This is a genomic window from bacterium 336/3 (assembly GCA_001281695.1).
Classification (GTDB): Bacteria; Bacteroidota; Bacteroidia; order Cytophagales; family Thermonemataceae; genus Raineya.
In genome coordinates this window covers 1,523,560-1,547,241 of the sequence record LJIE01000001.1, presented here as the reverse complement: position 1 = coordinate 1,547,241, position 23,682 = coordinate 1,523,560, and the positions used below count along the sequence as shown (strand labels likewise).

The 23,682-nt window shown below is 32.6% G+C and carries 26 protein-coding genes; 8 read left to right on the top strand and 18 right to left on the bottom strand.

The window, feature by feature from the left end; translation table 11 throughout:
• Positions 1 to 3: 3 nt before the first annotated feature.
• Genes AD998_07310 through AD998_07300 form a run of 3 tightly spaced genes read right to left on the bottom strand, consistent with a single transcriptional unit; the run spans position 4 to position 2,518 of the window.
• A complete protein-coding gene (locus AD998_07310) occupies positions 4 to 492 on the bottom strand; it encodes a GTP-binding protein (protein KOY85977.1) in 489 nt (162 codons plus the stop codon).
• The gene (locus tag AD998_07305) at positions 431 to 1,366 is read right to left on the bottom strand and encodes a hypothetical protein (protein ID KOY85976.1); all 936 of its coding nucleotides are present in this window, start codon (positions 1,364 to 1,366) and stop codon (positions 431 to 433) included. Before AD998_07305 ends, AD998_07310 begins: the two co-directional genes overlap by 62 nt.
• Before the next feature lie 15 nt (positions 1,367 to 1,381).
• Positions 1,382 to 2,518 (bottom strand): cell division protein FtsW, encoded by a 1,137-nt coding sequence (locus AD998_07300; GenBank protein ID KOY85975.1) that lies wholly within the window; start codon positions 2,516 to 2,518, stop codon positions 1,382 to 1,384.
• A gap of 143 nt (positions 2,519 to 2,661) precedes the next feature.
• Here AD998_07300 and AD998_07295 point away from each other — a divergent pair, with 143 nt between their 5' ends.
• Together AD998_07295 and AD998_07290 are read left to right on the top strand one after the other, a co-directional pair.
• Entirely contained in the window at positions 2,662 to 3,429 is a 768-nt protein-coding gene (locus AD998_07295; GenBank protein KOY85974.1) for a triosephosphate isomerase, read from the top strand.
• A 108-nt stretch (positions 3,430 to 3,537) separates the two neighbouring features.
• A complete protein-coding gene (locus AD998_07290; GenBank protein KOY85973.1) occupies positions 3,538 to 4,857 on the top strand; it encodes a hypothetical protein in 1,320 nt (439 codons plus the stop codon).
• A 12-nt stretch (positions 4,858 to 4,869) separates the two neighbouring features.
• Here AD998_07290 and AD998_07285 read toward each other — a convergent pair whose 3' ends face one another.
• Entirely contained in the window at positions 4,870 to 5,601 is a 732-nt protein-coding gene (locus tag AD998_07285; GenBank protein ID KOY85972.1) for a methyltransferase type 11, read from the bottom strand.
• An 83-nt stretch (positions 5,602 to 5,684) separates the two neighbouring features.
• Positions 5,685 to 6,164 (bottom strand): hypothetical protein, encoded by a 480-nt coding sequence (locus tag AD998_07280; protein KOY85971.1) that lies wholly within the window; start codon positions 6,162 to 6,164, stop codon positions 5,685 to 5,687.
• A gap of 174 nt (positions 6,165 to 6,338) precedes the next feature.
• On the opposite strand from AD998_07280, the gene AD998_07275 reads away from it, so the two are divergent.
• Positions 6,339 to 7,061, top strand: a complete 723-nt coding sequence (locus tag AD998_07275; GenBank protein KOY85970.1) for a hypothetical protein — start codon at positions 6,339 to 6,341, stop codon at positions 7,059 to 7,061.
• A gap of 56 nt (positions 7,062 to 7,117) precedes the next feature.
• On the opposite strand, the gene AD998_07270 is transcribed toward AD998_07275, so the two are convergent.
• Positions 7,118 to 7,780 (bottom strand): hypothetical protein, encoded by a 663-nt coding sequence (locus tag AD998_07270; protein ID KOY88102.1) that lies wholly within the window; start codon positions 7,778 to 7,780, stop codon positions 7,118 to 7,120.
• Between the two features lie 20 nt (positions 7,781 to 7,800).
• Complete coding sequence (locus tag AD998_07265; GenBank protein ID KOY85969.1) at positions 7,801 to 8,400, bottom strand: hypothetical protein; 600 nt, start codon at positions 8,398 to 8,400, stop codon at positions 7,801 to 7,803.
• Positions 8,401 to 8,831: 431 nt separating this feature from the next.
• Here AD998_07265 and AD998_07260 point away from each other — a divergent pair, with 431 nt between their 5' ends.
• Entirely contained in the window at positions 8,832 to 10,970 is a 2,139-nt protein-coding gene (locus AD998_07260; GenBank protein ID KOY88101.1) for a hypothetical protein, read from the top strand.
• Position 10,971: 1 nt separating this feature from the next.
• On the opposite strand, the gene AD998_07255 is transcribed toward AD998_07260, so the two are convergent.
• The 4 genes from AD998_07255 to AD998_07240 are packed head-to-tail and all read right to left on the bottom strand — an operon-like array spanning position 10,972 to position 14,132.
• Positions 10,972 to 11,445: a hypothetical protein gene (locus AD998_07255; protein KOY85968.1), complete on the bottom strand. Its 474-nt coding sequence runs from the start codon at positions 11,443 to 11,445 to the stop codon at positions 10,972 to 10,974.
• 40 nt (positions 11,446 to 11,485) lie between these two features.
• Complete coding sequence (locus AD998_07250; GenBank protein KOY85967.1) at positions 11,486 to 12,232, bottom strand: hypothetical protein; 747 nt, start codon at positions 12,230 to 12,232, stop codon at positions 11,486 to 11,488.
• 24 nt (positions 12,233 to 12,256) lie between these two features.
• Positions 12,257 to 13,030, bottom strand: coding sequence for an AMP nucleosidase (locus AD998_07245; GenBank protein ID KOY85966.1), 774 nt, complete (start codon positions 13,028 to 13,030; stop codon positions 12,257 to 12,259).
• A gap of 1 nt (position 13,031) precedes the next feature.
• The gene (locus AD998_07240) at positions 13,032 to 14,132 is read right to left on the bottom strand and encodes a hypothetical protein (GenBank protein ID KOY85965.1); all 1,101 of its coding nucleotides are present in this window, start codon (positions 14,130 to 14,132) and stop codon (positions 13,032 to 13,034) included.
• 99 nt (positions 14,133 to 14,231) lie between these two features.
• Between AD998_07240 and AD998_07235 the strand changes: the two genes are divergently transcribed.
• From AD998_07235 to AD998_07220, 4 genes are read left to right on the top strand one after another with little or no spacing between them, the layout of a single operon-like run.
• Entirely contained in the window at positions 14,232 to 14,816 is a 585-nt protein-coding gene (locus tag AD998_07235) for a hypothetical protein (GenBank protein ID KOY85964.1), read from the top strand.
• 57 nt (positions 14,817 to 14,873) lie between these two features.
• Positions 14,874 to 15,773 (top strand): epimerase, encoded by a 900-nt coding sequence (locus AD998_07230; GenBank protein ID KOY85963.1) that lies wholly within the window; start codon positions 14,874 to 14,876, stop codon positions 15,771 to 15,773.
• Entirely contained in the window at positions 15,774 to 16,799 is a 1,026-nt protein-coding gene (locus AD998_07225; protein KOY85962.1) for a hypothetical protein, read from the top strand.
• The gene (locus AD998_07220; GenBank protein ID KOY85961.1) at positions 16,796 to 17,956 is read left to right on the top strand and encodes a hypothetical protein; all 1,161 of its coding nucleotides are present in this window, start codon (positions 16,796 to 16,798) and stop codon (positions 17,954 to 17,956) included. The genes AD998_07225 and AD998_07220 overlap by 4 nt, the downstream gene beginning before the upstream one ends.
• Here AD998_07220 and AD998_07215 read toward each other — a convergent pair.
• The 7 genes from AD998_07215 to AD998_07185 are packed head-to-tail and all read right to left on the bottom strand — an operon-like array spanning position 17,916 to position 23,682.
• Complete coding sequence (locus AD998_07215) at positions 17,916 to 18,644, bottom strand: hypothetical protein (protein KOY88100.1); 729 nt, start codon at positions 18,642 to 18,644, stop codon at positions 17,916 to 17,918. The two genes, AD998_07220 and AD998_07215, sit on opposite strands and share 41 nt — an antisense overlap.
• A gap of 26 nt (positions 18,645 to 18,670) precedes the next feature.
• On the bottom strand, positions 18,671 to 19,468 hold the full coding sequence (locus AD998_07210) for a hypothetical protein (GenBank protein ID KOY85960.1): 798 nt from the start codon (positions 19,466 to 19,468) through the stop codon (positions 18,671 to 18,673).
• Positions 19,469 to 19,472: 4 nt separating this feature from the next.
• Complete coding sequence (locus tag AD998_07205) at positions 19,473 to 20,903, bottom strand: radical SAM protein (protein ID KOY85959.1); 1,431 nt, start codon at positions 20,901 to 20,903, stop codon at positions 19,473 to 19,475.
• Between the two features lie 2 nt (positions 20,904 to 20,905).
• Positions 20,906 to 21,838 carry a hypothetical protein gene (locus AD998_07200; GenBank protein KOY85958.1) on the bottom strand — a complete coding sequence of 311 codons (933 nt, stop codon included), beginning with the start codon at positions 21,836 to 21,838 and terminating at the stop codon, positions 20,906 to 20,908.
• Between the two features lie 5 nt (positions 21,839 to 21,843).
• Complete coding sequence (locus tag AD998_07195) at positions 21,844 to 22,704, bottom strand: hypothetical protein (protein ID KOY85957.1); 861 nt, start codon at positions 22,702 to 22,704, stop codon at positions 21,844 to 21,846.
• A gap of 24 nt (positions 22,705 to 22,728) precedes the next feature.
• Positions 22,729 to 23,271 carry a hypothetical protein gene (locus tag AD998_07190; GenBank protein KOY85956.1) on the bottom strand — a complete coding sequence of 181 codons (543 nt, stop codon included), beginning with the start codon at positions 23,269 to 23,271 and terminating at the stop codon, positions 22,729 to 22,731.
• Between the two features lie 45 nt (positions 23,272 to 23,316).
• A complete protein-coding gene (locus AD998_07185) occupies positions 23,317 to 23,682 on the bottom strand; it encodes a hypothetical protein (GenBank protein KOY85955.1) in 366 nt (121 codons plus the stop codon).

Here is a 23,682-nt window from a genome sequence, read left to right as displayed (position 1 = left end):
TTATTATTGGAGCATTGCTTGTGTAAGTTTTAGAAAAGTCTCCTCTACGTTTTGTGATGTTTTTGCACTACATAAAAAATCGTAAGGGACAGAAAGATTAGCTATTTGTTCTTCAGTAAGTAAATCAGCTTTATTAGCGACTCTTAATATAGGTGCATTTGGTAATAATTTCTGAACATATTCTATGTCGGCCTCCATTTGTTCATAAGTAGAAGGTCTAGAAAGGTCAAATACATAAATAACCCCATTAGAACCCAAATAATAAGATGTACTTACACGTGTTTGGCTTACCTCCCCTGCAATGTCCCATATCATAAGGTTCACTAAATCATTACCTATTCCTATTATTTTTTTATCTATTTTTACCCCTAAGGTAGTGAGGTATTCATCGGAAAATTTTTGATAGACAAATTGACGAGTAAGTGATGTTTTACCAACGCCAAAATTTCCAATTAAAATTACCTTTTTGCTTAATGTTTTGCCTGTAATCATTGATTTTCTGTGCTATCAGATTATAATTAGGAAAATCTTCAATATGCTTTTTTAGTATTTTATTCAAATCTTTTTCTGTTATTTCCTCATCAGTAGCATTACTTAAGTGTGTTTCATAAAACAATTGCATATAACTTTGCAAACGTTCTTGAAAGCCTTTATCTACTACCCCAGATACAACAGCTACTAAATAGAAGCGGACTGCACTAAATATTAGTATTTTAGAATTACCATATTCAATAGTTTCAAGATCCGCACTATTTCTAAAAGCATCATTGATAAACGATTTAATAGCTGTTAACATCCCAGCTACCATATCATCATCAATTACATCTTCTTTACTATAATGAGCATGCAATATACCTGAATTTTGATAAATCACAAAAAATTCATTAATAGTAGCTTGTGAAGCTTGTGCTAAAAGTATATCTTCTTGTTTGATACCCAAAAGTCCTAAAAGTTCTCTCCGAATTGCTTCCCACGAAAAACTATTGTCTAATTGTTTATTGATATTTTCATTAAGTTTTTCTAGTTCTACTTTGATAAATTTTTGAACCAATTTTCCCATAATTGGGTACAAAGCATCTATCATTTCAGGTTGAGATTCTCGTATTTCCTTTTTGATAATAATACTGATATTGTTGATTTTACTCAATTCTTCTTTTACCCTTTCTACTTTTTCTTCTAAAACAGGATTTAATTTTTCTTGAATTTTGATTTCTTCTTGGCTAAGAGCTTCCTTTATATTCCTAATTTCTTGGGTAATTCTTTGCTCTATTTGTTGATTTTGCTTGTGCAAAACATCTTCAAACATATCAAAAAATACATTTACCTTACTGAAAGCATCTTCGGTATATTTGGTATTTTCTGCCATATATTTTTATTGGTATTAATTTTCTTGAATATCCCCTCTACTAACGCTTAATATGATACCTATGGCAATCCCTGTAAACAACAAAGATGTCCCCCCCATACTTAACAAAGGCAAAGGCAAACCTGTAACAGGAACAAGCCCTAAAGTTACACAAATATGTACAAGTGCCTGTATCACTAAACTAAAAGCCAAACCAGCCGCTAGCAAACCTCCAAAGGCTCGGTTTGTTCGAGACATGATAATCATGCTTCGATATAGTAAGGCAAGATACAAAAAAATAACGATTGCACCACCCAAAAAACCATATTCTTCTACCAAAATTGCAAACATAAAGTCAGAGTAAGCCTGAGAGAGAAACTCCTGCTGGCTACTTCGCCCTGGTCCTTTGCCCCAAAAACCTCCTGTTCCCACAGCAATAAATGATTGCTCAATTTGAGTGTGTTCAGCTTTGTCTGGAGTCTTAATAATTTCTATATATGACTGAATACGAGATTTAAAGGTTCCTAAACGAGAGCCTGCCATTAATGCCACAGATATTACTAATACACCTCCTACTCCTAACATCACAAACTGTCGAGTAGGTACTCTTCCTATAAACATCACCAACATTGCTGTTGCAAATAAAACAAATGATGTAGAAAAATTATTGGTCGCTATCAAACCACATATAATCCCTACCCAAATCATCATGGGTACAAGTGATTCTTGAATATTTTCTATGTTTTGTTGCCTTTTAGAAAGCATAGCTGCCAAGTGAGATATTAAAGCTAATTTCGCCAAATCTGAGGGACGAAACGAAACATTGATAATTGGAATCGTTAGATTACGAACAGCTTCATCTTTTACATCACCAAAAAGCATGGTCAGAATGAGCAGTGGTACAGAAAACTGCAAAGCATATTTAGAAATTTTTGAATAATAACGATAATCTATCCGATGGGCAAGCCACATAACAACGAGTGCAAATAACAAGAAAAAGCTATGTTTTTTCAGGTAATAAACCGTATCTCCATGATTTTTTTGATATGCCAAACTTTGTGTGGCACTATATACAAGCAAAATGCTAATAATGGAAAGTGCAAGCACTATATACCAGATAATGGGGTCTCCTTTAAAAATAGAGTTTTCTTTTTGTCTAACTGTTAAATCCATCTTTACTTTTCAATTCTGTTATCAAATCATCCAAAAAATATGAATAACTAATTCTGCAAATTTGCTAAAAAATTTCTATGTATTGACGCAATTTTAATAAATTTGCCCATCAATTTTTACTTTTTAGTCTAAAACTCATTTATATGGCTCAGAAAATAGTCGCAGGAAACTGGAAAATGAACCTTTCGCTACAAGAGGGACTTACCCTTATCTCAGAAGTTACCAATATGCTTAAAGATGAAAAAAGAAATGATGCAAAAGTGATTTTTGCAACACCTTTTGTTTATCTCCATGCTGTTCGTAATTTAGTGGAGCAAACATCCGGAGCATATTTAGCAGCTCAAAACTGCTCTGAACATACCAAAGGTGCTTACACAGGCGAGACTTCCGCTTCTATGCTTGCTTCTATTGGCACTCATTATGTTATTATTGGACATAGTGAAAGACGCTTGTATAATCATGAAACCCATCAGCAATTAGCTGAAAAAATTAATAGAGCTTTAGAAGAAAAACTACAAGTAATATTTTGTTGTGGAGAAACCCTTGACGTCAGAGAAAAAAATGAACATATACCGTTTGTACAAAAACAAATTGCAGAAAGTTTATTTCATCTAAACAACGAACAAATGAAAAATTTGGTAGTTGCTTATGAACCAGTTTGGGCAATTGGCACAGGTAAAACAGCTACTAATGAGCAAGCTCAAGAAATGCATGCAGAAATCAGAAAATATTTATCTGGAAAATTTGGAGGTGAAATAGCTCAAAATACAAGTATTCTGTATGGAGGAAGTGTAAATGCAGGAAATGCAAAAGAACTTTTTGCCTGCCCTGATGTGGATGGTGGACTTGTAGGTGGAGCATCCTTAAAATCAAGAGATTTTACTGATATTATCAAAGCTTACAATCCATAATGAGATTTTAGGTTTTTAGACATGAGAAGATTATCTTATTTTATTCTTCTTATGTCTAAACACTGACATCTTATATCTAACTTCTTACATCTAAAATTCAATAAATAAATGGCTGAAATTCTACCTTTTAGAGCTTGGCGTTATGCTGAACACCTTGATATTGATGAGTTAACTTCCCCTTTGTTTGATGTAGTTTCTGCTAAACAAATAAAAGCCTTGTATGCCCAAGAATACAATAGTATTCATCTTTCTGTACCAGCTTATGGAGTTTCTTATCAACACATGGCTGACCTACAAGAAGAATGGAAAGCTAAAGGGATTTTAGTACAAGACAAACTGCCAGCCATTTATGTTTATTACCAGTATTTTTCGCTTTCAGGTAGTTCTAAAAAATATTGCAGAAAGGGCTTTATTACCATGATTAAAGCTTATAATTGGGATGAAAATCAGGTTTTACGTCATGAAAATGTCTTGCCTCATTCAGTCAATGACCGTACTGAATTGCTTCGGCATACCCAAATGAATATTGCTCCTACACATGGACTTTACACAGATTCTCAATTTGAACTTGAGCAGTATTTAGATGAAAGCATGAAATCTCCTATCTACGAAACAGAAGATTATCAAGGCGTTAGAGATGTTTTAAGTGTTATTCATGATGTCAATATAATTCAAAAATTTATGGATGTTTTGGGTAAATCTAAAGTGATTTTAGCTGATGGACATCATAGATACACAGGTTCTTTGGAATATAGAAAAGAGCAAATGGCTCTAAACCCTAACCATACAGGACAAGAACCCTACAATTATCATTTAATGTATTTAACTAATACAGAAAGTGATGATTTGCGTATTCTCCCTACTCACCGATTGATTGTTGGGTTAGAAAATTTTGATGAACAAACCTTAATTGATAAACTCCACCTTTATTTTGACATCAAGCCAGTGGTTGAAGCCGAACAGCTTCCTGATGTAATTACAGGTAAAAAGTGGACTTTTGGACTGGTAACCAAGAATCTTTCTTGTAAAATCAGACTCAGAGAAGATGCTTTTGAGAAAATGACTTGGCAATTTCCTGATGCTGTGAAAAAACTAGATTTGACGGTTTTACATTATTTTGTAATTCAGAAAGTATTGGGAATCAGTAAAGATGAACAACTCAAAGGGGAACATATTCAGTTTGTACGTAGCCTCCATGAGTGTTTGGAAAAAGTAGAACACAATGAAGCTCAAATAGCCCTGATTACGCAAGAGGTAAGTATTGAAGAGGTAAAACAAGTTTGTGAAAGTGGTTATACCATGCCTCAAAAATCTACTTATTTTTACCCCAAAGTAATTTGTGGTTTTACATTTGCCAGCCTTAAATCTCAAGAAAATGAAGGGATGTTGGATAATTTCTTTAAAAATAAAGTAAAAGCCACTTCTTAGTGGCTTTTTTTCTTAGAATATCCTGACCTCTTGTTCATTTTTAGTGGTCAGCACAGCATACGAACTAGGCTTGATACCTCTAAAATAAGGCAATAGTTTGAGAATAAAATGTTTGATTTGTGTTTTAAGAAGCCCCATAGCATTGTTTTTATAACTCATTTTAAGTACCTCTGAGTGATAAAGATGACAATGGTCTTTTAAAGTTTTAAACCCTTCGGATAGCAATAAAAATCTAAATAATCCAGGCGTATAGATATTGATATGCCCGTAGGACAAAAAATGTTTGAGTTTTTTATCTACATAAAAAGAAAAATCAATGGGAACTTCAAATATCTGATGCTTTGAAACTCGTTTAATTTCCCTTAAAAGAACTCTTTCGTGTTCAACATGCTCCATTACATGCGAGCATATCACCAAATCGAAATGATTATCAGGATAAGGAATTTTGTAACCATCAAAAAGTAGTATTTCTTTCAAATTTTTGATATTCTTCTCTTTAATCTTTTCTATTCCACTTTCTGAAATTTCAACACCATACAGATTTTCTGAAAAACTCCATTCGGAGAGCCAATTTAAGATGCTTCCTTCTCCTGCTCCAACCTCCAATACATTTTTGAATGTTATATTTTTAGCTAAATCAACAATATTTTGAGCTTTATACTTAGCTCCAATATTACGCCATTCAGCCATTGAAGCATCATATTGTTCTTTATATGCTTCTTTGATATGATTAGAAACCTCCATACACTACTATATTCGTTTTGAGCTACAATATTGCATTTATAGACAAACTTTTCCAAGTAGATGAAAGAATTTATATTGCTTGTTTAATCTTCTAATAACCTCAATGCCTGTTGCAGAGCAATTTCATTGAAGCCTAGTAAAGGTTTTGTACATATCCAACGTTCCTTGATATTTTGAGGCAAACCATATAAAGAAATATCATCATCAATAATAATATATGTTGTGGGGATTTCTTGTCGACCTACCCAATTTTCGATTTCTACAATCCTACTATTCAAATTTTCGATTTTTGAAACATTATTGATTTTTGAAATTTTATTGATTTTTGAAATTTTATCAAAATTCAGACCTCTAAAAGCAAATATCTCTTTCCAAATATTTTCCTCATAACTAATTCTGTGTGTAGATGTTAAAACGATTTTTATCTCTCTATTTTGACAAAAAAGATTCAAGTTTTTAGTAGCCATTTCATTAAATTTCATAAATCCATCAGCTAGTAACTCTACGCTTTTCCAAGAGGGGGTTGTCACAAGTACGCCATCTATATCTAAAAGTACAAACATGCTTTATTTAAGTTTTTTCACATATTTTTCTAAATCAAAAGGGAAAAGAAATCTAAGATTAAATTTCTTTTTTCAGAAAACTTATTTAAATTTACTTATACTACTTTAGCTTTCAATAGAGATTAGACTATAAAATAAGTATGTTATTAAAACAAAAATTAACCTTCTCAAAATATGAAAAAAAATCAGACAAAAATACTCCAATTGTGTATAGCACTACTTTTTTTGTCCTTTACATCTTGGGGACAAATCAAGGTTTACACGATGGATGGTTGTGGAAGATGTAGTTGGACTGTAAATTACCTTAAAGAGAATAAAATTCCATTTACAGAACTCAATACCACAAAAGATGAAAAAAACAACCAAGAAATGTGGGATTTATTGAATAAAAATGGTGGGACTAATGGCTCTATCACAATGCCTGTTGTTGATAACAATGGAGCAGTAGCTCATAGCATTCCAGATTTGGAAGATTATGTAGCCAAACTCAATAAGAAAGGTAACACAAATCTGACAAGTACGACAAATACCAAATCTGGAATCAAGGTTTACACGATGGATGGTTGTGGAAGATGTAGTTGGACTGTAAAATATCTCAAAGAAAATAAAATTCCATTTACAGAACTCAATACCACAAAAGATGATAAAAACAATCAGGAAATGTGGGATTTATTGAATAAAAATGGTGGGACTAATGGCTCTATCACAATGCCTGTTGTTGATAACAATGGGGCAGTAGCTCATAGCATTCCAGATTTGGAAGATTATGTAGCCAAACTCAATAAGAAAGATAATACAAATACGACAAATACCAACACCAAACCTGAAATTGTAGAGGAAAAAAAGCCCACTACAAAGAAAAAGATTATTCCAGCCAAACTTAAAAAGAACGGGTAAAAGGGACTGTAAAAAAGGGATTTCTTAAATAAGAAATCCCTTTTTTACGTTATTGATTAATAATTGGTAAATGCGTAAAACAAAATATTCGCTCCCATACGCAAGGCTTGTTGTCTTACTTCTTCAGGGTCATTGTGTACAGATTGGTCTTCCCAACCGTTACCCAAATCGCATTCATAGCTATAAAAACACACCAAACGCCCTTCATAAACAATACCGAAGCCCTGAGAAGGCTTGCCATCATGTTCGTGAATTTTAGGTAAACCTTTTGGAAATGAATATTTTATATTATAAACAGGATGATTGAAAGGTAATTCTACGAAACTCAGTTCAGGAAATACTTTCTTCATTTCTGTACGAATGTATTTATCTAAACCATAATTGTCATCGATGTGTAAAAAACCTCCTGCTATGAGATAACGACGTAAATTTTGAGCCTCTTGAGTAGAAAAATTCACGTTGCCATGCCCTGTCATATACAAATATGGATACGAAAAAATATCAGGACTACCCACTTCTACCACTTCTTCCTCCACTTTCAAATTCATTCTCAAATTTTTACGGCAAAAGTCTATCAGATTTGGTAATGCTGTTTTATTAGCATACCAGTCGCCACCACCATTGTATTTGAGTTTGGCAATTTTAATAGTACCTAACCTTTGGGCAAAAACATTGCTCTGAAAGCATACAAACAAACAAATGAATAATATTTTCTTCAAGCGAAACAAAAATTTAGATTTTAGAATTCTCTAGCATCCACACGAATAACACCTGTTTTACTTTCAAACCAACGCAAAGGTTCTTGGGTCTTATCACCTGTTTGAGTATCACATACAAAAAACAAATAAAACAGTTCCAAATTATCTCCTAGTCGAGTTATTAATTCTTGGAGCTTTTTTTCTGCTTTTACCTGATTTTGTTCATGACGCATTTTACGCCATGCATGATAGGCTTCATCGTGTAGTTCTATCACTTCCAAAACGGAGTTATCTGCAATATATTGCTCTGAAAATTCTTTCGCAATAAAAGCATGATGATTTTTTCCAACTTTGGCAATCGTTTCGTTTACTTTATGCTTGAAAGTATCGTGAATAAGCGTGATGAGTCTTAATTTTTCGTACATTTCTAAAGATACTCGAAAACGTAGATTTTCTACGTTTTCGAGTACTTCATGAATATGATTGATGATTTTTCCTTCGGGATGTCCATGACGAGGTTTACCATAAAAAAGGCCTTCTTGCCAAGCCGAGTCTTCCATGATTTTTACTTCCAAATCTGAATGAGCTTCTAACTCAAAATACCCCCAAGGAGTTTGAATATATTGTAAAGTTCTTATCATAGAAAAATTGTAAGGATAAAAAACTTGGTAATAGATGTTTGAGTTACAAAGATACTGCCAAACAAATTCTCTTTTAGTAAAATATCTGATAAGTTATAAAGAATGTTGTATGCAAGTACAAAAAATTCTACTTTTTCTAAGTTTTAATTGTATTTTTCTAATATTAACTTTCTGTTATTTTTTTTAATAAATATCATTACGAGCCTATTTTTATATTTTGATAAATATATTTTAAAATTTTAGACTAGCCTAAAATTTATTTTTTATATATTTGTACAAAATTATATAAATATAATTTTGTAATAAATGCAACAATGTTGCATTTAAAGCGTTATCATTGTATAACATAACATTTTCAAACCTATATGATTAGAATTATTCTTATTATAACTATCTTTTTTTTAACAAGTTACAATTTAAAAGGGCAACATATTCTTGAAGGTTACGTGAAAGATAAGACTCAAAAAGGCTTAGCAGGTATTACCATTCGATTAGACAAAACTTCTTTGGGAGCTGTTACAGATAGTGTAGGTTTTTTTAAAATCAGCAATATTTCTAATGGAGATTATACCTTGTTTGTCAATGGAATAGGTGTTGAACCTTTAGCAAGGAAAATTACGATAACTGAACAAAATAGTACATTAGAGCTTATAGCCACTCTTACAGACGAGTTGGAAAGTATTGTCGTTTCTGGGACACTCAAAGAAACGGAAATTAGTAAAAGTCCGATTTTAGTAGAGGTTTACAATGATCGTTTTTTACAGAAAAACCCTGCTCCCACTTTTTTTGATGCTTTACAGAATGTAAATGGCATTCGTCCTCAAATTGCTTGTAGTGTTTGTGGTACTGGAGGCATCCAAATAAATGGTATGGAATCACCTTATACAATGGTGCTGATTGACGGTATGCCCATTGTAAGTGGTTTGGGTACAGTTTATGGGCTAAGTGGCATTCCTACCAGCCTTATCAAACGGATTGAAATAGTCAAAGGTCCAGCTTCAACACTGTATGGTTCGGAAGCTGTGGGAGGGCTGATTAATATTATTACGAAATCTCCTAAACAGGCAGATAAAATAGCCTTTGATGTATTTGGGACATCTCATTTGGAAAGTAATATAGATGGAAGTTTTTCCAAAAAATGGAATAAAATTTCAACCATGCTAAGTGGTAATTTTTACCATTTTAACAATAAAAGAGATGTAAATCAGGATAATTTTATTGATATTCCTTTACAACAACGATTTTCTGTTTTCAATAAATGGAAAGTAGAGAGAATAGATGAAAAAGTTTCTTCTTTGGCTCTCAGGTATATCCAAGAAAACAGAATGGGTGGCGTTTTGGATTTTAACAACAGTTTAAGGGGTTCAGACCAAATCTATGGAGAGAGTATTTATACCAAACGTTTTGAAGCAATTGGGCAATATGATTTACCTACAAAAGAGAAAATATCTTTGATGTACTCTTTTAATTCACATAACCAAGATTCTTTTTATGGTAATACTCCTTATATGAGTACACAACGCATTGCGTTTGGTCAAATACTTTGGAATAAGCCTCTTTCTAAGAAAAATGATTTTTTGGCGGGAACAGCCTTCAGATATACTTTTTATGATGATAATTCGCCTGCTACGGCTTCCCCTAATAATATAGATACAAATCAGCCTAGCAAAATTTACTTACCTGGTGTCTTTGTTCAAAATGAAACCAAATTCAACGACAAACACAGTTTGCTCGTAGCCACTCGTTACGATTATAACTCAGCTCATGGAAGTGTAGTTACTCCTCGTTTAGCTTACAAATTTACAGCCAATGAAGATAACATTGTCCGTTTGAATATAGGGAAAGGTTTTAGAGTAGTCAATTTGTTTACAGAAGACCATGCTGCTCTTACTGGAGCAAGACAAGTAGTCATTGCCAATAATTTAAGACCTGAAGAATCGTGGAATGCAAATTTGAGTTATCAAAAAACAATGGTATGGAGCAAAAATGTGCTAACATTGGAAGGAAATGGATTTTATACACATTTTATCAATCGTATTCTTCCAGATTATAATACCGACCAAAATCAGATTATTTATGATAATCTAGATGGTTTTTCGACTGTAAGAGGTTTTAGCTTAAATGCAGATTGGATGAATGACAAAGGTTTTAAACTCAATACAGGCTTTACTACTATGCAATCTTTTATACAAGAAAATGATCAAAGAACTAATCAGGTACTAGTATCGCCCTTTTCAGCAACTTTTAATGCTAGTTATACTTTTGCAACTCTGCGTACAACCATAGATTGGACTGGAAATTTATATAGTCCTATGCCTTTGGTTCTTGTAGAAAATGATCCCAGACCCAGTAAATCGCCTTGGTATAGTATTCAAAATATACAACTGACTACTACACTTGCTCATAATATTCAGATTTATGGAGGAGTGAAAAACTTTTTAAATTTTATTCCAGAAAATCCACTGTTTAATCCAAGCCAGCCTTTTTCAGAAACATTTGATACAGCATATGGTTTTGCATCTATGCAGGGCATTAGAGGCTTTTTGGGTGTAAGATGGCATTTGGATTAGGTTATTTTTCTTCAGCAGGGGAGCTATTTGAAGCAGTTTTAAGGTGCTTTTCAACTGCTTCTTTGCAATTTTGGAAACGAGGTCTATCTGCTTCTTTCACAAAACTATCATTGGCATCTGATTTCAAAATACGTACACTTCCATTCCCATAACGCATTTCGAGTTGTACCCCACCTCTATCAGCTACAGGCATTGAGCTTGTTGCAATTGTTTTAAAGTCATTTTTTTCAAAAGCTTGTACAATCGTTTTCATTTCAGATTTTGACAACACTACTTTTTGAGAATTTTTATGCAATTCGTGTTGTTCCATATTTTTGAGAGATGTAGAAAGCAAAGTATGACGAACTCTACCTGTAAAACCTTCATCAAAGGTATAACAAATAACTACATCTTTAGGTGTGGTATTATTTTCACTTTTTTTACAAGCTCCCAAGATAAATATGCTTAAAAAGAGTACTATTTGAAGGTTTTTCATGATTTTGAATGTCTAAATATCTAACGTCTGAAATCTAAAATCAATTCCATTTGCTTTGTTCGAAAAATTCTTGTTTGAGGGTATTTTCTAAAACAAGAGCTTTTGGAAAAAGTATTTCATTTTCGATATAGGCGTGCTGTTGTAGATGGTGTTCCAAATCTTGTAAATGAAAATACACTACTTGCACAAATAAAGAAGCTTTTTCAGGTAGTTGATAATGATTGGTAAGTTGTCTGATACCCTGCATTTCATCATCATGAGTATCATGAGCCAAAGCAAACTCTTGAATTGAGTATTTTTGTAATAACTCATAGAGTTGTGCTTTATTTATTATAGATTTTGAGGCTTTTACTAAAGATAGGATATAATAGAAAAAAGAGTCTTCTTCTTCATGAATATGATGAATAAAATCCTCAGCGAAAAGCGGGAACATCAGTTGCAAATCTGTAAATAATCGTTTTTTTTCAGGCAGATTTTCAATAAGATGAGCTATAAAAGGTATCTTTTTTTGTAAGAAAAAGATATGTTGATGCTTCAGATAACCTATAATAGCCTCTACTGTAGTGTTTTTTAATTTCCGAATTTCAGAACCAATAGAAAAATTTGCTTCAGAAAGTAAATGCAAAACATAGTCTATTTCAAGTTTCTTTTGTTGGCAAACACTCTCTAAAGCTATTTTTTCGTAATGATAAAAAGGAATCCCCAAACTATACAATACGAAAGCATTATGATAGTTCTTTTTGATAATATCTTCTATCAAATCTGTATGGTGAAATGTGGGGTTCAATGATTGTCTAGTATTTTAAAATGGTTAATCCCAACGTAAATGTTTTACTGACTCTCCTGAGTGAGCAAGTTCCAAAAGTGCATCAATTCCTATCTGAATATGTTTTCCTACAAAATTAGCTGTTACTTTTTTGTCACTTTCAGAAGTTTTTACACCTTCGGGAGTCATAGGGTTATCAGAAACTAAAAGCAAAGCCCCACGAGGAATATCATTACTAAAACCTACTGTAAAAATAGTTGCTGTTTCCATATCTATAGCAGCAGCCCTGATTTGCACCAAATAATCTTTGAATTTCTCATCATGCTCCCAAACTCTTCGATTGGTAGTGTAAACAGTTCCTGTCCAGTAGTCCAATTCGTGTTTTTTAATCATAGAAGAAACAGAACGAAGCAAGCGGAATGAAGGTAAAGATGGTACTTCTGCAGGCATATACTCTTGGCTTGTTCCCTCACCACGAATCGCTGCAATAGGAAGAATCATATCTCCAATTTCTGTTCTCTTTTTGAGTCCACCACATTTACCCAAAAATAAAACTGCTTTAGGACTAACTGCTGTTAGTAAATCCATCATGGTAGCAGCCATAGCACTACCCATTCCAAAATTGATAAGGGTTATTTCATCTGAGCTTACTGCTTGCATTGCTCTATCTTCACCATATATTTTTGCATTGAATTGCTCTGCAAAAATATCTACATAGTTTCTAAAGTTTGTAAGCAAAATATAAGGCTTAAACTCCTCTAAAGGCATACCTGTATAACGTGGTAGCCAATCTTTTACAATGTCTTCTTTATTTTTCATATTATTTTGATTGTTTCCTTGTAAATGTTTTGTACAAAACTCCTATACCTATAATTACCATTGGGATACTTAAAAGTTGTCCAATATTCATACCAATAGCATCTTTAAGTGCATCTTCTCCAGAAACTTGGTTCTCTTTAAGGAATTCGTATAAAATTCTTAAGCTAAATAAAATTACAACAAATAAACCAAAAAGCAAACCTTCAGGTGTATTTTGTTTGTAACGATAGTAAAGACTTAATAAAAGCACAAAAAGCAAAAATGTAGAAATAGATTCGTATAATTGAGATGGGTGTCTTGGTATACCATAAACCTGCCATGTTACTTGAATGGTTTCTCCATCTTGTATAGCTACAAATTTAGGATTAGGGTGTAATTTAATATGTTCTCTTAAATCTTCACTACTAGCATAAAAAACTGGTATATTTTTTCGAAGGAATGTTATTGCCTGTTGTTTATCTGTAACATTACCATCAAAAGAAGTAGTAATTTTCAAAGGGATTACTAATGTATCACCTATTTTTATTTCTTGTCCCTCTCCTTTCTCTGTATAATTCTTTTTATATCCAGACTTCTCAGTTTCTTCATAGTTTTCAAAAGAGTTTTCCATCCATCTATTTGCAAATACAAATGCATAAGGTTCATCAGTAGGTTTTCCAATAATCTCAGAGTTCATCAAATTCCCCATACGAATAAAAGCACCTCCCAAAGCCACTACAATCACTAGTCTGTCTAAAATCCATAAGTACGAAACCTTATAACGTTTGCTATATAAATAAGTAGCATATAAGATCCCAACTGTTGCCCCATGACTTGCTAAACCTCCTTCCCAAATTTTAAGTATTTCTAAAGGATTTCTCAAATAATAGTCAGGTTGATAAAACAAACAATGCCCTAATCTTGCTCCTACAACTGTAGCAATAATAATATAAAAAGTAAAGGCTTCTAAATCTTTTTCAGATTTCTCCTCTATCTTAAATATTTTAGAAAGAACATACTGACCTGCCAAAAAAGCAAGTGCAAAAAGAAGTCCGTACCATGCAGCCTTTACAGGACCTAAATGAAACATTTCGGGATGGACATTCCAAATAACAAAACCCATTTGATTTGTAGTAAGTTAAAAGTTAAAAATTTTGTCTAAAATTAGCTTTTTTTGAAAAGAATCACCAATTTATCCCAAAAACTTTACTTTCCAATCAGTATGAAAAATATTTTTGTTGTAATTGTTTGTTTGCTTTTAGGGCTAAAGAGCAACATTCATGCCCAAAACACAGCTTTAGATGCTTGGAAGGGCATCTGGAAAGGTAAATTAGAAATTTTTACTGGAGAAGGTAAAAAGCAGGAAATCCCAATGGAACTCCATATTCTACCTACAGATTCAGCTCATAAATTTACTTTTAAAATTATCTACGATAAATCGCCAAGAGATTATACTTTGGTTGTAAAAGATGCCACCAAAGGTATTTATACACTTGATGAAAACAATGGTATCAAGATGGATATGGTGCTTTTAAACAATAGTTTTGTAAGTTGTTTTGAAGTGATGGACAATATTTTAATTTCATCTTACCGTTTGGAAAACAATCAGATTATATCTGAAATATTTTCATGTTCAAAAAAACAGGCTCTCAAAACAGGCAATATGCCTGAAAAAGATATTCCTGAAGTCATTTCGTACCCTCCTAAAGTATTACAAAGAGCTATTTTGAGGAATACGAAGGTAGAAGATGATTTTTTGAAACAGGAGAAAGTAAAAGGGAAAAAAGAGAAAAGAAAAAAGAGGTAAACAAAGTAATTTCACAAACAGTTTAAAAAGTGAATATCCTTCAAACAATCAATATTTATGAATGTACTTATTACTGGTGGAACGGGTTTAGTAGGCAAAGTTCTCACAAAACTTCTTCAAGAAAAAAATTACACAGTAAGTTATTTGAGCAGAAGCAAGCAAAGTGGCTCTATCAAAACTTATCATTGGGATATAGAAAAAAAACAAATAGATATTGAAGCTATATCTCAAACTGATTATATTGTTCATTTAGCTGGGGCTGGTGTAGCTGATAAACGTTGGACAGATTCCTACAAAAAAGAAATTATTGATAGTAGGGTTGTTTCTACACAACTACTTGCAGAAGCTATTGAGAAAAGCTCTAAAAAACCAAAAGCATTTGTATCTGCCTCTGCTGTCGGTTTTTATGGTTTTGATACAAAAGATATTCTCCTCACTGAAAACTCTCCCAAAGGAGATGGTTTTTTGGCAGAAGTTACAGAAAAGTGGGAAAAAAGTATTGAAGCAATTAGCAATTTAGGCATCAGAACAGCTATTATGCGTATTGGAATTGTACTTGCAAAAGAAGGTGGTGCTTTGGCTAAAATTATGCAGCCTATACAGTTTTTTGCAGGTTCTGCATTGGGAAGTGGTAAACAATATATGTCTTGGATACATATTAAAGATATGGCTCGTATGCTTGTATATGCTTTTGAAAATGAAAATATTCAGGATATTTATAATGCTGTAGGAAATAAACCTGTCACCAATGAAGATTTTACAAAAGCAATAGCAAAAACTATGGGCAAACCTCTTTTTCTGCCTAATGTACCATCATTTGCTCTAAATTTATTACTTGGCGAAATGGCAAGTATGGTGGTTGGTGGAAATAATGTTTCTAATGAAAAAATCGTAAAAGCTGGTTTTGAATATGAATTTGCTACTTTGGAAAGTGCTTTAAAAGATTTGATTCGCTAAATGTCAGAAAAAATACAATGTAAAAAATGGAAAGAAACTACTCCACCCAAACGAATACTCGTAATTCGCTTGCAAGCAATGGGTGATGTAGTCATTACATTACCTTATATTCAAAGCCTTAGAACGCAATTACCAGCAGACACCATTATTGATTTTCTAACTCGTGATGAAACAGCTGATATCCCTCAAAATATCGATCTTTTCAATAAAATTTTTATCATAAAAGGAAAGAGAAATTTTAAAAAGCACGTCTTTTATACACTTCTACTTATTCCAAAGCTACTTTGGAGAAAGTATGATGTGATTATAGATTTACAAAATAATAAAATCAGCCATTTGGCAGGTACTTTTCTATTTCCAAAAGCATGGGCATTGTTTGATAAATTTTCTCCTATTTTTGCAGGTAAACGCAACAAGCGTACCATTGACGCTTTGGGCTTTGTAGAATGCTCTATTGACCACGATATTCGTTTTAAACAAAAATCTTTATCAGAAGACCTTTTAGAGAAATTTTCAATTTCAACACCTTTTATCATTATTAATCCTGCAGGTTTTTTTGAAACAAGAAATTGGCAAATAGATAATTATATAGCTCTTTGTAAAATAATTAAAGAAAAATTACCAAGTATTGTTTTTTTGGTGATTGGTATTGGTTTGATAGCCGAAAAAGCTAAGATTTTACATGCTTATTTGGGAAAAGAAAATTGCATTGATTTAGTTGGAAAAACTTCATCCTCAGAGGCTTTAGCAATTGTAAAAAAAGCTCGCATGGTTATTTCGGAAGATTCTGGACTACTACATTTTGCTTTTGCTGTTGGAACCCCTACATTAGTAATTTTAGGCTCTACGCCAAGTTATTGGATGAATTCGGGATTATCAAACACTTGTTTTCTTGATTCTTCGGATTTGGAATGTGGCAATTGCTTCAAAGAAATTTGTAAAAGAGGCGATATTCATTGTCTTACTCGTTACACTCCCGAATTTGTAGCAGAAAAAGTATTTGACCTTTTAAACAAAACAAATTGAAACCCAAAATAGCTATATTGACTGTTGGAGGTATCGGCTCAGGGTATTTTTCGCAAGGTGTACCTGTACTGATGGAATTGGTTGAACATCTCAGAAAAGATTATGAACTTTCTGTTTACTCACTTACAGCACCCAATCAGGGTTTTAAACCCCAAGGTTTTCGTCTCAGGGCTGTTCCTTTTGGATATAAGGTTTCTCTTGGAATTAGGGTTTTATGGTTGCTGGGTTTATTTATCAAAGATTTAATTATTTATAGACCACGCCTTATACACGCTTTTTGGGGTTATCCATGTGGAGTATTAGCTGTTATTTTAAAGATTTTGTTTAGAATACCTGTTATCATTCATTTACAAGGAGGCGATTCGGTAGGTATTGCTGAAATTGGATATGGTATTTTTCAGAAAAATGGTAGAAAAGCTAAAATTGCAAAATGGGCTTACAGCAAAGCTAATGAACTAATTTGTCTTACTCATTTTCAAAAACTCACACTGGAGCAAAATGGTATTACAAAAAAACCTCTTGTTATTCCATATGGTGTTGATACAGCTATTTTTATACCTTTAAACACAGAAAAAAATATTTCAGAACCTTTGAGACTCGTTCATGTAGCTGATTTGAACCCTGTAAAAAACCAAAAAATGTTGCTTTTGGCTTTTCAAGAAATTTTGAAATATACACCAACAGCAACACTTACTATGATAGGTTTTGATACACTCAAAGGCAAAATACATACTCTTGCGAAAGATTTAGGCATTGATAAACAAATTAATTTTTTAGGAATCTTACCAAGGATAGAGATTATTCAGCATTTACAAAAAGCTCATATTCTTTTGCATACTTCTTTGTATGAGGCTCAGGCTGTGGTCGTAACAGAAGCAATGGCATGTAAAACTGTCGTTTGTGGTTCTGATGTAGGCTTAATTAGCGATTTAAGCCCTGAATATGCAGAAAGTGTGCCATCTAATAATTATACTGTTTTGGCTGAAAAAGTCATGTATTTACTCAAAAACCCTGATATATATAGAAAATCACAAGAAAGAGCCTTTGAATGGACACAAAAGCATGATTTTGTATGGACGGTTAATCAAATTAAGAATGTATATTATTCTATTCTTTTTAAGAAACAATCCGAATCCAAGGAAAAGGTGAATGGCTGATATTCAACCAATTTTTCCAGTTGGCAGGTTTATATAAAATTCGATACTCATCTTTTTGGAGTGTTTCCCAAGTATGATGATGATAATACTTTGCCATCTCTGAAAAACCTAATTCTGTATAATATTGGAGGGTTCTTTTTTTAGCCTCTTCTTTTTGATCTCTAGTATAGAAAGGACTATCAAAAATATGTATTTGACCTTTTGGTTTTAAAAGAATAGATAATTTGTCTATCAAACCATTTATATCTGCAAAATATTGTATACTACTAGCAATATAAATAATGTTAAAACTTTTGGGAGGAAATATATGCTTTTCAATATCTCCATACACCCAAGAGATTTGCTTATTTTCAAATACTCTTGCAGCCTGTTCAAGCTCTAAAACATTCATATCCAATCCCATATACGTATTTTCAGGAACATTTGTAGCCAAATAATTTAAAAGCCAGCCATTTCCACAACCAACCTCTAAAATCGTCTGATTTTTTAAACCTTGTATATAAGTTAGAAATCTTTTAGAAGATTCTTGCCTTAAAAGCCATTCCTGATAATTTGGGAAGTATTCATTTACAAAAGGGATTTGTGAAACCTCTGTATCTGTATAAACCCTATTTTCTTTTTCTCTGACTTTTAGGTATATATTTTCAAAATCCTGCTTTTTTTCTGAAAGATAGTATACTCCTTCTATATATGTTTTATCTTGTAGTAACTCCATTAACCTGTATATTGCAAAGTGATGATAAAATGGTCTGCCCAAGCATTAAACGGAAAATAGACTCTTAGTTTTTCATCCCACTTTATCAATTTCTGAAATAATTTAGGATGTTTTTCAGGAAAATTTTCCTTGCTTGGTGGAGGCATGATACCTCCCATTCCTTCTAAAGATACCAATTTAAATGATTTTCCAAAAGATTTTTGTACTTGTGAAGGGGTAAAATAAAATACATCAAAGTATTCACCTTCTAAATGAGCTTTTGTACCATTTTTTTTGAATCTTCGTAGAGCAGACGCAAATTGACCTTTAAAAATATCTTTTATTTCCCACAAACAAACAGGAGGCATAATAACCCAGCTTATATAAGCTCCTTTTTTGAGCATGTTAGGCAAATATTTTGTTACTTCTCGTAAGTCAGGAATACAATTAAGTCCTCCAAAATTAGAAAAAACATAATCGAATTGATTGGCCTTGACATGGTCAAGTTCTGTGTAAGAGCATTTTTGAAGTTGTATTTTCTCTTGCAAATGAGGGTTTGTGTCTAATTTTTTTTGAAATCGCTTCAGCATTCCATCTGAAATATCTGTTGCATGAATGCTACAACCATAATCAGCAAAAAAACAAGCATCTAAGCCTGTACCAGCGTTGAGTTCAAGTATATAATCATTTTTTTTTAGAAACCTAAGTACATGATTGCGTACTTGTGTACGCATATACACCAGTATTTCGTTGCTATAGTCATATTCATCAAAATATACTGATTGCTTAGAAAAGGCTGCATTTACCTCTAAATTCATAGTGTTATTTAGATAAATTCAAACGACCAGCCTCTAATTTTTCAATAACAGCATGATATGTATAAGCCATCAAAGAACGCATTTTTTTAGAAAAAGGTGTTTGATTATGTTGTATTTGATGTTTATGTTTTGCTTTTCTATATACTCTGTGTACATACCGATGGAGATATTTGTAATATTGAGGAGCATAAGTAGCTTTATACATCATTGCTAAATCGTCAGAATCTACCCAATTTTGTTTTTCTGTGAGTTGTGATTTGACAATGTCATAAAACTTGGTGTTGGGCAAAGGATAAGAAACTGAAATTCCAATATTATCAGGCAAAAGTTCTTCTACCATTTTTATTGTTTTTTGTATATCTTCTTCTGTTTCACCTAAATATCCGAATTGAAGAAAAAATGCTACTCTAACTCCCTTTGCTTTAAGCAAGTGAGTTGCTTGATAAATTTCTTCTACTTTTGTCCCTTTATCCATAGCATCCAGTATTTTTTGAGATGCACTCTCAGCCCCTACCCACACTTCATACAGCCCTGAAGCCACTAAACTATCTATGGTATCTTCTTTTAAAAGTAAATCTACTCTTGACTGAATTTTATATTTAATTTTTAACTGATTTTCTTGAATAAGTTTGTTAAATTCTTGAACCCAGTTGGGTTTTAAACCAAAAATATCATCACACATCCAAAAATTACTAATATCAAAACGCTCCACAAGCATTTTTATCTCATCTACCACTTTTTCAGGTGAACGAACATTATACCGATTGCCATAGATAGGCTTGGCACACCAATTACATTTATAAGGGCATCCTCTTGTAGTAGCAATATTCAGCATAAAAGAACCATGATGCTTCTCCCAAATTTGCCTGTAAGCATCCATATCTACCAAATCCCATGCAGGAATAGGCAAAATATCTAAATTTTTAAAAATCTCTCTTTTGGGAGTTGTTTTGATTTCGTTTTCTGTTTTGTAAGCAACTCCTCGAATATGTTCTAAATTTGTAGGTTTTTCTATGATTTCAAGTAAAGTTTGCTCCGCTTCGCCTCGAATGACTATATCAGCACCCTCTTGTAAATATTTTTCGTAGTGGTCTGTGGAATCTGAGCTTGAAACAATAACTGTAGCCTTATATTTTTTTCCATATTTGCACATTTCAAAACATGCTTCACGCATAGTAGTAAGGCACATTTTAGTGAGATAATTAAAACTATCATCATACACTACTAAAAAATCAGGCTGAATAGCCTCTAATTTTTCTACAAAACTATGTGTATTTTCTTGCAAATTGGAGTCCCACAAATAGACTTCATGCCCTTTTTCTCGCATCCATGCAGCCACAAGTAGTGTTGCATAAGGTGGGTAAGGCTGTTTGAATGACCACTGTTTTGAGTCGAACAAATAGAAGTAAGAATGTGTGAAAAGGATTTTAGCCATAATTAAAGCAGTGAAATCTGCATTTTATCCTCAAAACTCTGAATTTTTTCTTCATATTTTTCTGTAATTGCATGATAATGTGGTTTCATATTATCTTTTGCAATATAAGATTGGAAATTAGAAAGTTTGATGGAATCACTAAAAATATGTTCGCCAAATAACTTTATTTTTCTTTTTTTAGTTTGATGCATGAGCCTATTATTTAGTTTTTTCACTCCAATTGTTTGAAGTGTAGACTCTAATAACGATTTAAACCAATTTTTTGAAGTACTCGGAACCTTTTGAATAGGATAGTTTGGATAATATTCTTCTATCCATGTATTTGCCTCTAAAAATTGTTGATGAATACCATCTTGATACATAGGTATCAAAGTTACTATTTCAGTTGCTATATAAATACTTTGATGTTCAGTTTTTAGATGTTCTTCATCAATCATGTAGTTAAAGCAAAAAAGTTTTCTACTTCCCAGTAATCCAATCCTTCTAAAAAGAACAAATAGGGTTCTTGTTACCCACAAATAATTAGCTTTGGTAATCACAAAATAATCTATATCACTGTTTTCATCAATATAGTTTTTTGATATTGATCCAGATAAAAATATTCCTCTTACAAAAGGGAAATATTTGAGAACATTTACAATTCTTTTGGAGATTTTCAAGTATTGTTGAGCTAACAAATTGGCTTTCAACCTTCTTTCTATATTTTCAGAGTTATTTTGTAATGTATAAAAGTCTTTTATTTGGAAAACAACTTGTTTTTCAACCAGTTCAGCTAATCCTTTTTCTAACTCTTTTATACTTAAATTTTTAAGTGGGTGTCTTTGGGCTATTTCCTCTTTTGTGAGTGGATATTGAAATACATCAGAATATAATAGAACCTTCATTATTCCCTTGTAAACAAGAGAATAAGAATCAGTTTTTCCTAATGTTTCCATAAGATTTATCTTTTACCCAATGTAAATACTCTTGCTACATTGAATCCAAAATAAATATCTCCTTTTTCCCAAAGTCCTGTTGTTTCAGGCACGAAATATCTGTCTATCATGCCTTGAGAATTGGTAAAATGTAACTGAAACACATGCCCACCTGTTTCTATATCTAAGCCTAATGATACAGATTGTGTATTATTAGGCATATCTGTAAATGTTGGAATATATTCTGCTGTAATGGCTAATCTTTTGGTAAATTTATATCTGCCTCCCATAGCCACAGCAAACACTCGATTGGGGTCTTGGGGAGTATTGACCAAGTTTCTGTGTACAATGGTAGGCGACACTTGAAGAGAAAATTTACTTGAAAACTTTCTTGCTAACAAAAGTTGATGTGTGTAAGCCATACGCCCTCCCAAGAAATCGTCTTGAGCAGGATTTGTATATGAAAGTGTATTGGCTGCCATACTTGAAAACCATGAAACAGATAATGGTATTCTGTTATCAGCCGTTTGTTTGAGCAATTTAATTTTCACAAAACCATCCAAAGTTTTGTTTAAAGAACTTCGCCCCAAACCAACAGCAATATTGTCGTTGATACCATATTCTAAACCTAAACGGATAGTAGCTTGGTCTAAACCAAAGAACTCCGAAATTCCTTCATTAAGCCTCCCAAAACGGTGAGAAATCAGAAAGATAAGGTCTTTACTTGCAGGGTTTTCTATGGATTGTAAATTGATAATTCTAGTTCCTTTGAATGTAGAGAAGACAGCTGTAGTGTCTTTTGTTCCATTCTCCAATTCCTTAAGCAAATCTTCTTGTCCATAAGCAGAGAAGCCTATCAGCAATAATACAGTAAATATATACTTCATAAGATTTTGTAGTTTTAGTTGTTTTTATTTTTTCAAGGGTTTGCAATCAGCATTCACTACAATTTTAACTGTACTTGATATTTTATCCTTCACCACACTTGGGATATCAATTTTATAATCTTTAAGTCCAATATTAAATTCTGCTTGTAAAATAGCTGAACCTTGTTTTACTGTAATTTTGCCTTTAGTCTGTACTTGATTGCTTACACCATGTATGTTCATAGTACCTGAAACATTGACATCATATGTTCCTTCTTTGGTAACATCTATTTTTTCAGCTATTTTGCCCCTAAACTCTGCTTTTGGGTATTTATCAGATTCTAAATAATTTTCATTAAAATGCTCTTGCATCAGAGCCTTTTCAAACTGAAATCCTTTTATCAGAACAGTAAAAGCCACATCTCCAGTACTAAATTCTACAACACAAGAGGCTTGTTTATTAGTAGCCTCGATATTTTCCATAGGTGCTTTCGAGTAGAAAGATATAGAACCTGTACGAGTAAAATATTTTTGAGCAAATGAATTGGTAACTACAAAGAGGGCGATAAATAAGAAAAGTTTTTTCATAAACTTAAAGTAGATTAGAATAAGATGAATAAAGTTTTGGCGATTTTAGTCGTTCAATGCTCCGTTTTCAATCCATTTACGGATTTTATCAATATCACATTGAAGTAGTTTATCAGCTCCAGCAGGCATTTTAGAAAAGCCAGCTGTATGATTTACCACATTAAAAAGCAAGTTATTTTGGGTAGCTCTGTTTACATCTGCATAAAGCTTCAGATTATAGCCTTTAGGTGGATTGTTTTCATTATGGCATTTGATACAGCTCGCATCTAAAATAGGGCGTATATCGAGGCTATAACTTGCTCTTAGGCTTCCAGAATAGCAACTTGCTTCTGGAAATTTATCTACTGCGTTTTCTTTCAAGCAAGATTGTAAAACAATAAGTGCAAATACAAATAGTAGACTTTTTTTCAT